Raw genomic sequence first — 13,267 nt, 5'->3', positions numbered from 1 at the left:
TTTGCCCGCGGGGGTTTCTGAACCACCCACCGGGGGGGGTTTTCCTGGGTTGCGCCGGGGGGGGGGCTTGCGCAAATCAAAGGCGCCGGGGGCCAATGGCGGCGGGGCGCGGAAGCGTCAATCCTGCTTACCGAGGAATGACGGCCCTTCGCCGATGATCTTCTTGTCTTCCTTGCCGATAATTTCGAGATCGCGCCCCTCATAGGGCAGAGACGACAGAATGCGCCGCATGATCGCCAGCCGCGCGCGCCGCTTGTCATTGGCCCGTACGATGATCCACGGCGCGAATTCCTTGTGGGTGCGCTCGAACATTGTGTCGCGCACCTTGGTGTAGTCGTCCCACTTGGTGATGCCTGCAACGTCGATGGGCGAAAACTTCCAGCTCTTCAGCGGGCTGTAGCGACGGTCATGGAAGCGCTCGAGCTGCGTCTCCCGGCCGATGTTCAGCCAGAATTTGAAAAAGTGGATGCCCTCGTTGGAGATCATCCGTTCGAAATGCGGCGTCTCCTCGAGAAACTGCTCGTGCTGCTGCGGCGTGCAGAAACCCATCACCGGCTCGACACCGGCGCGATTGTACCAGGACCGGTCGAAGGTGACGAATTCGCCTGAAGTCGGGAAGTAGTCGACATAGCGCTGGTAGTACCATTGCCCCAGTTCGGTCGGGGTCGGCTTGGTCAGCGCCACGTTGCGTGCCGTGCGCGGATTGAGGTACTGGCGCACCACGAAGATCGTGCCGCCCTTACCGGCAGCATCGCGACCCTCGAACAGCGCCATCACCCGTTTGCCGGTCGACTGCAGCCAGGCCTGCGCCTTGACCAACTCGATCTGCAGCTTCTCGAGCATCTCGTCATACTCGTCGCTTTTCATCTTCTTGTCGTAGGGATAGCCGCCAGCGGTCAGCTTGTTATCCTCGACCCAGTCGGGAAGCACGGGATTTCCGATGTCGAACTCCCTCTCCTTGCCGCCGATCCTGATCTTCAGCGGCCCCGAAGTTGGCGCGGCGGGACTTTCCTTGGCTTTTTTCATCGAGACGAACCCTTTCCAGCTTCCGGACTCATGCTATGGGGAGCCACTACAGCGCCGCGCGTCCGTTTGGATGCGCAAAGGACGCTGTAGCACTTTTAATTTGCGCATGATCCTTTCCGAAAATCGATTCCCGATTTTCGGGGTCATGCGGCAAGCGGTCTGGTGGAAGTTTTCCGCCACCGTGCGACCGGGTGCGAAGACATTGGGGGGCAGGTCACGAGCGAATGGCTGACCTGGATACTGAGCAGAGAGGCATCACGCAAAGCATGGCCGCACGGCTGTGGCATAGCCGCTGGCTGCTCGCGGCCGGCGTCACCGCGGTCGTCGCCGTCTATGCCTTGGCCGGGATTTCAGCCTATGTCGTCCCCGCGGCGCTGCTGTTGCTGCTTGCAGCGGCAATACTGCCGGCCACCGGCGCGCGCCAATCCACCGGCAGCGGCGCTGCCATGGAGGCCATCGGCCTGCAGCGGCTCTCGGGTGAATATCTGGCCGCCGCCGTCGCCGATCCGCTGATCATCTTCGACCGGGCTGCCACCATCGTCCATGCCAACGCCGCCGCCTTCGCCGCTTTTGGTGGCATCGCGCCAGGCATGTCGCTGTCGCTGAAATTCCGGGCGCCGGAGATGCAGACCCTGCTGGATGGCGTGCTATCGGGCGATGTCGCCTCCGATGTCGTCGACTACATGGAGAAGCTGCCGGTCGAACGTGCCTACCGGGTGAGCGTGTCCTCGGTCGGTCACGCCACCGATCTCTATGTGCTGGTGTTCAAGGACCAGAGCGAAGCACGCAGGATAGACCGCATGCGCGCCGACTTCATCGCCAATGCCAGCCACGAATTGCGCACGCCGCTCGCCTCCATCGCCGGCTTTATCGAAACGCTGCGCGGACCAGCCCGCAATGACGCGGCGGCGCGCGACCAGTTTCTGCAGATCATGCAGAGCCAGACCGGTCGCATGGCGCGTCTGATCGACGATTTGTTGTCGCTGTCGCGGCTCGAGATGAAACCCTATCTGAAGCCGGGAACCGAGGTGGACCTGCGCCAGACCGTCGACAGCGTCATCGACTCGCTCGGACCGCTGGCCAGCGAAAACGCCGTTGCCATTGAGCGGCACTACGCCGATGGGCCGCTTCATGTGCCTGGCGATCGCGATGAGCTTTTCCAGGTTTTCGAGAACCTCCTGGAAAACGCCTGCAAATACGGGCAGTCGGGTGGGCGCGTGGTTGTATCCATAGCGCATGGCGATGCCGGATCAGAGCCGGGCATCGACGTGACGATCAGGGACTTTGGCCCCGGCATTCCCGAGGAGCACATTCCGCGCATTACCGAGCGCTTCTACCGCGTCGACGTCGAGACCAGCCGGACCCAGAAAGGCACCGGCCTCGGCCTGTCGATCGTCAAGCATATACTGACGCGCCACAACGCCCGGCTTTCGATCAAGTCCGAAGTCGGCAACGGCGCGGCATTCTCGGTTCATTTGCCGACGCACTGATATCGCCCTAATTCAAGGGGACTGTTTCTTTTTTCTGTCATCCGGCTAGCGTATCAGCGGGGATTCGAGGAAACGACTCAAAATCAAAACACCCCGTGGGAAGGCATTTTGCCATGCAGTCCGTGCACATCGTCAGCGCTTATGACGAGGAGTTGAAATATCTGTCGAAGCGTATCGCCGCGATGGGCGGCCATGCCGAGCGCATGGTCGAACAGGCGGTCGCCGCTCTCGTCAATGCCGACCCAGGCCTTGCCCAGAAGGTCATCCGCGACGATACCGTACTGGACGAGGGCCAGCGCGAAATCGACGACAAGGCGATCATCATCATTGCCAAGCGTCAGCCGATGGCGGGGGATTTGCGCGAGATCGTCGGGACCATTCGCATCTCCGCCGACCTCGAACGGGTTGGCGATCTCGCCAAGAACGTTGCCAAGCGGGTGGTCGCCGTCACCGACGGACGCCAGCCGACCAGCCTGTTCCGCGGCCTCGAGGCTTTGTCCAACCTGGCGTTGACCCAGCTCAAGGAAGTGCTCGACGTCTACGCGTCTCGCTCGGTGGAGAAAATCGGCTTCGTGCGCGATCGTGACGACCAGATCGACGCCATGTACACATCGCTGTTTCGCGAATTGCTGACCTACATGATGGAAGATCCGCGCAACATCACGCCCTGCACGCATCTGCTGTTTTGCGCCAAGAACATCGAGCGTATCGGTGATCACGCCACCAACATAGCCGAGACCATCTACTACATCGTCACCGGCGATCAGTTGCCGGCTGAGCGGCCCAAGGGCGACAAGACCGACAAAATCAGCCTTTCCGGGACGCAGCCGCTGAAGTGAACGCGCCTCTCGAACCGTAATCCGATTTACGCTAAGCTTTCCGGGCTTTGCCTCTATCCTCGTCCGTGGATTTGCTCCGGGAGGTCGTGATGGAAAATGTTCGGAACCTGACCCCGGCGCCTGGGCCGACATCCGGCATTATCGCTTGCGGCGTCTACACGGCCGGGCGCCGCATCGCCGACATTCCCATCGAGGAAGCCGGCGAATGGGCAAAGAAATCCGGTCATGTCGTCTGGATCGGCCTATTGGAGCCCGACCGTAACCTGTTGCTGCGCGTCCAGGCGCAATTTCACCTGCATGAGCTGGCAATCGAGGATGCCGAGCACCCGCACCAGCGGCCGAAGATCGAGCAATATGGCGACGCCTTGTTCATCGTCGCTCGCACCGCGCAGCTGATCGACGGTCGGGTCACCTTCGGCGAGACCCATTTGTTTGTTGGCTCAGGCTACATCGTCAGCGTCAGGCACGGTCCTTCGACGTCCTATGCCGCCGTTCGGCAGCACTGGGAAAGCTGCCCGCACTCGCTGGCCAAGGGTGAGGATTTCGTCCTTTACGCCATTCTCGATTTCATCGTCGACAATTACATGCCGGTGCTCGAGCAGATCGAGGACGAGGTCGAGGCGATCGAGGACAAGGTTCTGCTGAAGCCGATGACCGCTCCCGACATCGAACGGCTCTATATGCTGCGCCGCGATCTCCTACGCCTGCGCAATGCCGCGCTTCCGCTGGTCGAAGTCTGCCGACGGCTGACCAGCGCCGAGCTGCCGCAGATACACACCGCCATGCATCCGCTGTTCCGCGACGTCACCGATCACATCCGCACCGTCCAGGAGAAGATCGACAGTCTGCGCGAGGTGCTGGCGTTCGCTTTCGAGGCGAGCTTGCTGGTCGGCCAGAGTCAGGAAACCGCGAACACCAAGAAGCTCGCCTCCTGGGCCGCAATCCTGGCGGTGCCGACGGCGCTCGCCGGCATCTACGGCATGAACTTCAGCGACATGCCGGAACTGAAGATGGAATACGGCTATCCGGTGGTGCTGGGCGCTATCGTGCTGATCTGCACGTTTCTCTACTGGCGGTTCAGGAAGAACGGGTGGCTGTGAGGGTAGGCAGTAGGCAGTAGGCAGTAGGCAGTAGGCAGTAGGCAGTAGGCATTAGGGCAAGAAATTCAGAGCATATTGCCCCTACTGCCTACTGCCTACTGCCCAATCCCTAACTATCGGCTCCGCCGCCGCTCCGATGCCGGCTGGAATGCCACGCGGGCGTGGTACTTGCAGTACGGACCGGTTTCGGCGGCATCGTTGCCGCAGAAATGGAAGTCCTCTGAAAGCGGATCGCCGTTCGGCCATTTGCAGGTCCGCTCGGTCAGCTCGACCAGCTGCAGATGCCGCGAGATCGGCAGCACGACATTCTCAACCGGACGGATATAATGGCGCGCCACCGGTTCGGCGTCGAACTGTGTCTGCAAGGCCGTCGCGCCGATCGATGTCGTGACATGGCGTGCCGTGGTTGCAGCGCGTGATACCGATTTCTGGACGGTCGATCCTTGTGCCGCCTTTTTCTGGCGTGCCGGCGTGGCGGTCGAGCGACCGCGGCCCGAGAGTTTCAGCCGATGCACCTTCCCGATGACCGCATTGCGGCTGACCCCTCCAAGCTGCGCAGCAATCTGGCTTGCGCTCAGACCCTCCGACCACAGTTTTCTCAAGAGTTCTACCCGCTCGTCAGTCCAGTTCATGAGACCGCGCTCCTCTAAGCGTGCGGCAATCGGAATCCTTCTCCCGACCCGGCAACATTTGCCGGGGCAGACACCACATATATCTGGTGATTAGGTCCGCCGCACGAAATCTAGTTATTTCTCGACTACAACTACTCTATGCGCTGACTCGGTGACAAGAGTCCCAAGTGCAACACGAATCGGTTTTTTCGGTTTTCCCCAACTTGCCCGGTCGCTTATGAGCCGGCGTCCCGTCAGGGGGCTTGCCGCGCGCCACTACGCGACGTTTTCGTTGACTTCATGGCCGAAAAACGGGATAAGCCGCACAGGCCGCCGCTTTGGCGGCTTTTTTGATTTTCCGGTACCGGAGACGCATATAATGAGCGGTTCGGCGCTTTACGAGACCTTTGCTCGCGCACCCCTGGCCTTCGACCACGGGGAAGGCACATGGCTGATTACCGACAAGGGCGAGCGATATCTCGACTTTGCCGGCGGCATCGCCGTCAATTCGCTGGGCCACAGCCATCCGCATCTGGTCGCCGCACTCACCGAGCAGGCAGCCAAGCTGTGGCATGTCTCCAACCTCTACGAGATCCCCGGGCAGAGCCGGCTTGGCGAGCGGCTGGCCGACGCCACCTTCGCCGACAAGGTGTTCTTCACCAATTCCGGCGCCGAGGCGCTGGAATGCGCGATCAAGACGGCGCGCCGCTGCCAGTTCGTCAACGGACACCCCGAGCGCTTCCGCGTCATCACCTTCGAAGGTGCCTTCCATGGCCGCACGCTGGCGACCATCGCGGCCGGCGGCCAGTACAAATATCTCGAGGGCTTCGGCCCCAAGGTCGAAGGTTTCGATCAGGTCAGTTTCGACGACATCGACGCCGCCGAAAAGGCGATCACGCCGGAGACGGCCGCCATCCTGATCGAGCCGGTGCAGGGCGAGGGCGGTATCCGTCCGGTGCCGACGCAATCGCTGAAGCGGCTCAGGCAATTGTGCGAACAGCACGGCCTGCTGTTGATCTTCGACGAGGTCCAGTGCGGCATCGGCCGCACCGGCAAGCTGTTTGCGCATGAATGGTCAGGTGTAACGCCAGACATCATGGCGATCGCCAAGGGCATTGGCGGCGGCTTCCCGATGGGTGCCTGCCTTGCCACGGATGAAGCGGCCGTCGGCATGACCGCTGGCGTGCATGGCACCACGTTCGGCGGCAACCCGCTGGCCATGGCAGTCGGCAACGCCGTGCTCGACGTCGTGCTGGAAGACGGCTTCCTCGAAGATGTCCAACGCAAGGCGCTGCTCATGAAGCAGGGGCTGGCGTCGGTCGCCGACGAGTTTCCCGAAATCATCGAGGACATCAGGGGTGCCGGGCTGATGCTCGGCCTCAAATGCGCCATGCCCAACACCAAGGTGAACATGGCCTTGCGCGACCAGCACCTGCTGGCGGTTCCGGCCGGCGACAACGTCATTCGCCTGTTGCCGCCGCTCACCGTCACCGACGCCGAGATCCATGACGCGCTCAACCGCATTCGCGCCGGCGCCAAGGGCCTGGCGGAGGCGATCGCTTCCGCCGCGGCGAAGTAATCCCGGAACCATTGCTGATGTCAGTTCGCCATTTCACCGATCTTTCCGCCGTTTCCGAAGGCGATTTGCGCTTCATGCTGGACGATGCGGTGGTGCGAAAGGCGCGCCTCAAGGCCGGCGAGCGCACCAAACCGCTCGAAGGCAAGGTGCTGGCGATGATCTTCGACAAGCCGTCGACGCGCACACGCGTCTCCTTCGACGTCGGCATGCGGCAGCTCGGCGGCGAGACCATCATGCTGACCGGCACCGAGATGCAGCTCGGCCGTTCCGAGACCATCGCCGACACCGCCAAGGTGCTGTCGCGCTATGTCGATGCGATCATGATCCGCACCACCTCGCATGAGCGACTGCTGGAGCTGACCGAGAACGCCACCGTGCCAGTGATCAACGGACTGACCGACGACACCCATCCCTGCCAGCTGATGGCCGATATCATGACCTTCGAGGAGCATCGCGGTCCGGTCGCCGGCAAGACCATCGCCTGGACCGGCGACGGCAACAATGTGCTGCATTCGCTGATCGAGGCCTCGGCGCGATTCCGCTTCAACCTCAACGTCGCCGTGCCCGAAGGCAGCGAGCCGGCGCAGAAGCACATCGACTGGTCGCAGGCGCACGGCGGCAAGCTGCACTTCACCCGCTCGCCCGAGGAGGCCGTCGACCAGGCCGACTGCATCGTCACCGATTGCTGGGTGTCGATGGGCCAGGAGCATCGCGCCCGCGGCCACAATGTGTTCTCGCCCTATCAGGTCAATGCCAAGCTGATGGCGAAGGCCAAGCCGGACGCGCTGTTCATGCACTGCCTGCCGGCGCATCGCGGCGAGGAAGTGACAGACGAGATCATCGACGGACCGCATTCGGTGGTCTTCGACGAGGCCGAGAACCGGCTCCATGCCCAGAAGGCCGTGCTCGCCTGGTGCCTCGGCGCTTGATCTCCGGAGGTGTGATGCCTATCTGCGGGCCATCACGCAAAAACAGCGCGTTTCGACGCATGCGCCCCGGAGGGCGGCATGGCCGCGCCCCGGAGCTTTGTCATGTTGGAAACCTATCAAGTGACTGAACATCACCCCAAACTCGGCGAATTCGGCTATGCCGGCGACGATCATGTCGTGCCGTTCGAGGTCGGCCCGCTCGATGTGCGGGGCCGCACCGTCCAACTCGGGCCGATGCTGGACGCCATCCTCAGCCGCCACGATTATCCCGAGCCGGTCGCCCGCCTGCTGGCGGAGGCCTGTGTGCTGACCGTGCTGCTCGGCACTTCGCTGAAGTTCCAGGGCAAATTCATCCTGCAGACCCGCACCGACGGGCCTGTCGACATGCTGGTCGCCGATTTTTCCACGCCCTCGGCATTGCGCGCCTATGCGCGTTTCGATGCCGACCGGCTGAAAGCGCTGGTCGCGGCCGGCGAAACCTCGCAGCAGACGCTGCTCGGCAGCGGCGCGCTGGCGCTGACCATCGACCAGGGCGCTCACACGCAGCGCTATCAGGGCATCGTCCAGCTCGACGGCGAGACGCTGGAGGATGCTGCGCGCACCTATTTTCGCCAGTCGGAGCAGATCCCGACGGATCTCAGGCTGTCGGTGGCCAAGCTTTTGACGCCCGGTCCTGGCGGTGCCCGCGAGCAGTGGCGCGCCGGTGGTATCCTGGCGCAGTTCCTGCCGCAGTCGCCCGAGCGCATGCGCGTCCCGGACCTGCCGGGTGGCGATGGCGATCCGCGCGAGGAGGTCCACGACCCGGTCGACAATTCCTGGCAGGAGTTGCTGGCGCTGCTCGGTACGATCGAGCCGACCGAACTGATCGACCCGACGATCGGCGCCGAGCGGCTGCTCTACAGGCTGTTCCACGAGCATGGCGTGCGCGTCTTCGGCGGCGTTCCGGTCGCCGACCAGTGCTCGTGCTCCAGGGACAAGATCCGCGGCATCCTCGAGGGTTTTTCCGCGCAGGAGATCAAGGACAGTACAGAGGACGGCGGCATCCACGTCGCCTGCGAATTCTGCTCGAAGCAATATGATTTCGATCCGGCGGAATTTGCGGCCCAGTAGAGAAAAAAACCACGCCTCACCGGCCGCTCCGCGGCCGGTGAGGCGAAATCAATTCACCGTCCGCCGCGTCCCCGGCAGATCCAGCGAAAACGCCGGAATGGCGATGTCGAACGTCTCGCCCCGCTTGTTGCGCATCGTGTAGTGCCCGACCATGATGCCGGATGGTGTCGAGAGCGGGCAACCGGACGTGTACTGGTAGCTGTCGCCGGGATTGAGTTCGGGCTGGTCGCCGACCACGCCGGGGCCACGCACTTCCTCGACCCGGCCGGTGCCGTCGGTGATGTGCCAATAGCGCGACAGAAGCTGCACGAAATCGTCCGACTGATTGTCGATCGTTATCTGATAGCCCCAGACATAGCGGTTCTCCGAGGGATCCGAACGGTCCTCCAGATAGAACGGCCTGACCTGCACTTCGATGTTGCGCGTGACGGCGCTATACATAAGCGGCTCCAAAACAATCTAGAGCATGATCCTGAAAAGTGGGAACCGGTTTTCAGAAAAGATCATGCTCAAAGAAACAGAGATAGAGCCCCATCCCGGTTCAATCGGGATGGAACAGGCTCTAGGTCGAACTTTCGGCGCTCCACGCGGGCTGGTCAACGGTGCGCGTCCTGTCATTGCGGACGGAACCGCAGGTGGCGGCAAAGAATGTCATTTAAGTGACACATGACAATGATGGTGTGCGCCGACCAGTGCCGCGCGACTCGGGCGCTCTGTCGAATTGTTGAATCGGTCGTCATGCCAGCCAGATTGTTCTGGCGGACCGGTTTTCCTGGAGTGACCGGATCTCGATGGAACTCACTCTCATAGCCGCCACGCTTTCAACTGCCCTCATTCTCTCAAATCTCGCCAGCATCGTGCTCGCCGCTTCGCGTCTGAAACGGCGCCGCGCCATTGCCGCGCCGGCCGGCAAGCCACGGCCGGTGTCGATCGTCGTGCCGTCGCGCGGCGTCGAGCCGTTCACGCAGGAGACGCTGGAGCGCGCCTTCTCGCTCGACTGGCCGTGCTACGAGTTGATTTTCTGCGTCGCCCATGCCGACGATCCGGTGGTCAAATTGATAAACAGGACGATCGTCCGGTTTTCGAAAGTGCCGGCCCGGCTGCTTGTCGGCGACGACCGCATCAGCGCCAATCCGAAACTCAACAATTGCGTCAAGGGCTGGGAGGCGGCGCGGCACGACTGGGTCGTCCTGGCCGATTCCAACGTGCTGATGCCGAGGGACTACGTCCAGCATCTGATGGCTGCCTGGCGGCCCGGCACCGGCCTTGTCTGCTCGACGCCGATTGGCTCGCGGCCGGCCGGCTTCTGGGCCGAGGTCGAATGCGCTTTCCTCAACACGCTGCAGGCGCGCTGGCAATACGCCGGCGATGCGCTCGGCCTTGGCTTTGCCCAGGGCAAGAGCATGCTCTGGAACAAGCCGATGCTCGACGCCAATGGCGGCATCCGCGCGCTGGCCGCCGAGATCGCGGAGGATGCCGCCGCGACCAAGCTGGTGAACGGTCTCGGCCTGCGCGTCAATCTCGTCGCCGCCCCCTTCGAGCAGCCGCTTGGCCGGCGCTCTTTTGACGAGATCTGGTCGCGTCAGGCCCGTTGGGCGCGCCTGCGCCGCGTCACTTTCCCGCTGTTCTTCGCACCCGAAATCCTGACCGGCGCCGTGGTGCCGCTGGTGCTTGCGCTGATTGCCGCGGCCAGTGCGGGCTTCAGCCTCTGGGCAACCGCCCTTGCAGTGCTGGTAGCCTTCTACCTTCCCGAGTGCGCGCTGGCCTGGTCCAAGGGCTGGTACCTGTCGCCACGCATGGTGGCCGCGATCATGATGCGCGACCTGATCCTGCCAGCGCTGTGGGCGCGCGGCTGGCTTGGCGGCGCCGTCGACTGGCGCGGCAACGCGATGACCATCGGCACCAAGACGGCCGAACTGGAGGAGACGCCGTCCGGCGCCTGAAGGTCCTACCTGGCCTTCAGCGCCTGCGCGATGTCCTCAAGCAGATCGTCGGTGTCTTCCAGCCCGACCGACAGCCGGAGCGTGCCCGGCCCGATGCCGAGCTCGGCGCGCGCCTCGTCGCTCAGATTCTTGTGCGTCGTCGTCGCCGGGTGGGTGATCAGGCTCTTGGCATCGCCGAGATTGTTGGAGATCAAGACGATGTCGAGCGCGTTCTGCAAGGCGAAGGCCGCCTGCTTGCCGCCCTTGACGTCCAGGCAGATCAGCGTCGAGCCGCCCGACATCTGCTTCTTGACGATATCGGCCTGCGGGTGGTCGGCGCGGCCGGGATAGATGACGCGGGCGATTTCCGGCCGTTCGGCCAGGAAATCCGCGATCCTGCCCGCGCTTTCCGTCTGCTGGCGCACGCGCAGCGGCAGTGTTTCCAGGCCTTTCAGCAGCGTCCAGGCGTTGAAGGGCGACAGGCTTGGGCCGGTATGGCGGAAATAATCGTGCAGGTTCTCGTCGATCCACTTCTTGTCCGACAGGATCACGCCGCCGAGACAGCGCCCCTGGCCGTCTATGTGCTTGGTCGCCGAATAGACGACGATATGGGCGCCGAGCTGCAAGGGCTTCTGCTGCAGGGGCGTGGCGAAGACATTGTCGACGATCAGCCTTGCGCCGATCGAATTGGCAAGCGAAGCGACAGCGGCGATATCGACCACTTCCAGCGTCGGATTGGTCGGGCTTTCCAGGAAGAACAGCTTGGTGTTCGGCTTGACCGCCTTTTCCCAATTGGCGATATCCGTGCCGTCGACCAGCGTCGCCTCGATGCCGTATCTCGGCGCCAGCGTCTCGACCACCCAGCGGCAGGATCCGAACAGCGCACGCGCCGCCACGATGTGGTCGCCGGCCTTGGCGCTGCACAGAAGGGCGGCCGTCACCGCGGCCATGCCGGAGGCGGTGGCGCGGGCATCTTCGGCGCCTTCGAGGGCGCACATGCGCTTCTCGAACATGTCGACGGTCGGATTGGCGTAGCGCGAATAGATGAAGCCTGGCTCCTCGCCCTTGAAACGGGCTTCGGCGGCCTGTGCCGTTTCGTAGACATAGCCCTGGGTCAGGTAAATCGCTTCCGACGTTTCGCCGAAACCGGAACGCAGCGTTCCGCTGTGCACGAGTGCCGTCTGAGGCTTCCAGTTGTGCTTCTTGGTGCTCATCGCTTTTCTTCCAGACACAAAAAAACCGGCCGCGAAAGTCGCAACCGGTCCATACGGCCTTGCGGCCCGACGGTCCTTTAGCGACTTGTTTAACGTGGCTGCAAGCCGACCGGCCAAATCACCACGGGATAACGACCCTTTAGACCCGCGCCGCGCTTGCGTCAATTGCCGGCTTCATTAAGAGGTTTGTACCAAGCAGGTTCCGCAAAAGTGTTCCACGGTTTTGCGACAAGAACCTGCGACAAGAAAAACGTCTGACCTAGGAGTGGAGCCTTGCGGCAGACAGGCATTCTTCCCGATCAGGACATTTCGGCGCTGTTCCAGTCCGGCGCGCTGAAGTCGGCGCGTGCGCTCGACGCCGACCAGATCCAGCCGGCCAGCCTTGATCTCAGGCTCGGCGACAAGGCCTGGCGGGTGCGGGCCTCCTTCCTGCCCGGCCCCAACCACAAGGTCTCGGAAAAACTCGACCGGCTGCAGCTGCACGAGATCAATCTTGCCGAGGGCGCGGTGCTGGAGACCGGCTGCGTCTATATCGTGCCCTTGCTTGAAAGCCTGGCGCTGCCGGCGGACATTTCGGCCTCGGCCAATCCGAAGAGCTCGACCGGGCGGCTCGACATCTTTACCCGGGTCATGACCGATCGCGGCCACGAGTTCGACAAGATCGCTGCCGGCTATCATGGCCCGCTCTTTCTGGAAGTCAGCCCCCGCACCTTCCCGATCGTCGTGCGCACCGGCTCGCGCCTGTCGCAGATACGCTTCCGCACCGGCAATGCGCTGCTCTCGGAAGCCGAGCTGCACGACCTGCATCGCGCGCAGACGCTGGTCGCCACCGAGCCGCCGAATATTTCCGGCGGCGGCATCGCGCTGTCGATTGACCTCAACGGCGACCAAAACGGTCTGGTCGGCTATCGCGGCAAGCATCACACCGGCCTCGTCGATGTCGACAAGCGCGCGGCCCAGGAAGTCGTCGACTTCTGGGAGCCGATCCACAAGAGCGGCGCCGGCGAACTGGTGCTCGACCCCGACGAGTTCTACATCCTCGTCAGCCAGGAGGCGGTGCATGTGCCGCCGCTCTACGCCGCCGAGATGACGCCCTTCGATCCGCTGGTCGGCGAGTTCCGCGTCCACTATGCCGGCTTCTTCGATCCGGGCTTTGGCCATTCCGCGTCTGGCGGCACGGGCAGCCGGGCGGTGCTGGAAGTGCGCAGTCATGAAGTGCCGTTCATTCTCGACCATGGCCAGATCGTCGGCCGGCTGGTCTACGAACACATGCTGAAGCGGCCGCAGGCCCTCTACGGCACCGATCTCGGCTCCAACTACCAGGCGCAGGGCCTGAAGCTGTCCAAGCATTTCCGCGCCGCGCGCTGACCTCATTGCCCCAAGGCAAAATACTTGCCTGTACCGGCGCGCCATGCTTGGCTGCCTTGCCGCCCGTCAAGATGCCGGC

The 13,267-nt window shown here is 63.0% G+C and carries 13 protein-coding genes and 1 riboswitch; of the genes, 9 read left to right on the top strand and 4 right to left on the bottom strand.

Going from position 1 to position 13,267, the window contains the following annotated elements:
• Positions 1-117: 117 nt before the first annotated feature.
• Entirely contained in the window at positions 118-1,026 is a 909-nt protein-coding gene (ppk2, locus tag NKJ00_RS30160) for a polyphosphate kinase 2 (protein WP_352632333.1), read from the bottom strand.
• Positions 1,027-1,250: 224 nt separating this feature from the next.
• Here ppk2 and NKJ00_RS30155 point away from each other — a divergent pair, with 224 nt between their 5' ends.
• The 3 genes from NKJ00_RS30155 (at position 1,251) to NKJ00_RS30145 (ending at position 4,455) form a co-directional block, all read left to right on the top strand.
• Complete coding sequence (locus tag NKJ00_RS30155) at positions 1,251-2,516, top strand: ATP-binding protein (RefSeq protein ID WP_352632331.1); 1,266 nt, start codon at positions 1,251-1,253, stop codon at positions 2,514-2,516.
• A gap of 113 nt (positions 2,517-2,629) precedes the next feature.
• The gene (gene phoU, locus NKJ00_RS30150) at positions 2,630-3,355 is read left to right on the top strand and encodes a phosphate signaling complex protein PhoU (protein WP_352632329.1); all 726 of its coding nucleotides are present in this window, start codon (positions 2,630-2,632) and stop codon (positions 3,353-3,355) included.
• A gap of 89 nt (positions 3,356-3,444) precedes the next feature.
• Positions 3,445-4,455, top strand: a complete 1,011-nt coding sequence (locus tag NKJ00_RS30145) for a magnesium and cobalt transport protein CorA (RefSeq protein ID WP_023811343.1) — start codon at positions 3,445-3,447, stop codon at positions 4,453-4,455.
• 113 nt (positions 4,456-4,568) lie between these two features.
• On the opposite strand, the gene NKJ00_RS30140 is transcribed toward NKJ00_RS30145, so the two are convergent.
• Positions 4,569-5,087 carry a GcrA family cell cycle regulator gene (locus NKJ00_RS30140; protein ID WP_023811342.1) on the bottom strand — a complete coding sequence of 173 codons (519 nt, stop codon included), beginning with the start codon at positions 5,085-5,087 and terminating at the stop codon, positions 4,569-4,571.
• 358 nt (positions 5,088-5,445) lie between these two features.
• On the opposite strand from NKJ00_RS30140, the gene NKJ00_RS30135 reads away from it, so the two are divergent.
• From NKJ00_RS30135 to NKJ00_RS30125, 3 genes are all read left to right on the top strand, one after another.
• Positions 5,446-6,645: an aspartate aminotransferase family protein gene (locus NKJ00_RS30135; RefSeq protein ID WP_023811341.1), complete on the top strand. Its 1,200-nt coding sequence runs from the start codon at positions 5,446-5,448 to the stop codon at positions 6,643-6,645.
• Between the two features lie 17 nt (positions 6,646-6,662).
• A complete protein-coding gene (argF, locus tag NKJ00_RS30130) occupies positions 6,663-7,574 on the top strand; it encodes an ornithine carbamoyltransferase (protein WP_352613090.1) in 912 nt (303 codons plus the stop codon).
• 78 nt (positions 7,575-7,652) lie between these two features.
• Entirely contained in the window at positions 7,653-8,684 is a 1,032-nt protein-coding gene (locus NKJ00_RS30125) for an Hsp33 family molecular chaperone (protein WP_352613088.1), read from the top strand.
• Positions 8,685-8,732: 48 nt separating this feature from the next.
• Here the strand turns inward: NKJ00_RS30125 and apaG are convergent, their stop codons facing one another.
• Positions 8,733-9,125 (bottom strand): Co2+/Mg2+ efflux facilitator ApaG/CorD, encoded by a 393-nt coding sequence (gene apaG, locus NKJ00_RS30120; RefSeq protein ID WP_013533640.1) that lies wholly within the window; start codon positions 9,123-9,125, stop codon positions 8,733-8,735.
• 25 nt (positions 9,126-9,150) lie between these two features.
• Here apaG and NKJ00_RS30115 point away from each other — a divergent pair, with 25 nt between their 5' ends.
• Positions 9,151-9,354, top strand: coding sequence for a hypothetical protein (locus NKJ00_RS30115; protein ID WP_352554071.1), 204 nt, complete (start codon positions 9,151-9,153; stop codon positions 9,352-9,354).
• Between the two features lie 121 nt (positions 9,355-9,475).
• Positions 9,476-10,627: a ceramide glucosyltransferase gene (locus tag NKJ00_RS30110; RefSeq protein ID WP_352613086.1), complete on the top strand. Its 1,152-nt coding sequence runs from the start codon at positions 9,476-9,478 to the stop codon at positions 10,625-10,627.
• 5 nt (positions 10,628-10,632) lie between these two features.
• Here NKJ00_RS30110 and NKJ00_RS30105 read toward each other — a convergent pair whose 3' ends face one another.
• Positions 10,633-11,820, bottom strand: coding sequence for an O-succinylhomoserine sulfhydrylase (locus NKJ00_RS30105; RefSeq protein ID WP_023811337.1), 1,188 nt, complete (start codon positions 11,818-11,820; stop codon positions 10,633-10,635).
• Positions 11,821-11,877: 57 nt separating this feature from the next.
• A riboswitch (SAM riboswitch) is annotated at positions 11,878-11,955 on the bottom strand.
• A 138-nt stretch (positions 11,956-12,093) separates the two neighbouring features.
• On the opposite strand from NKJ00_RS30105, the gene NKJ00_RS30100 reads away from it, so the two are divergent.
• Positions 12,094-13,188 (top strand): 2'-deoxycytidine 5'-triphosphate deaminase, encoded by a 1,095-nt coding sequence (locus tag NKJ00_RS30100; protein WP_352443181.1) that lies wholly within the window; start codon positions 12,094-12,096, stop codon positions 13,186-13,188.
• Positions 13,189-13,267 lie beyond the last annotated feature (79 nt).

Source organism: Mesorhizobium sp. M0227, assembly GCF_040321855.1.
Classification (GTDB): Bacteria; Pseudomonadota; Alphaproteobacteria; order Rhizobiales; family Rhizobiaceae; genus Mesorhizobium.
The sequence above is the reverse complement of the archived record's forward strand: the minus strand, read 5'-3'. Positions and strand labels throughout refer to the sequence as shown.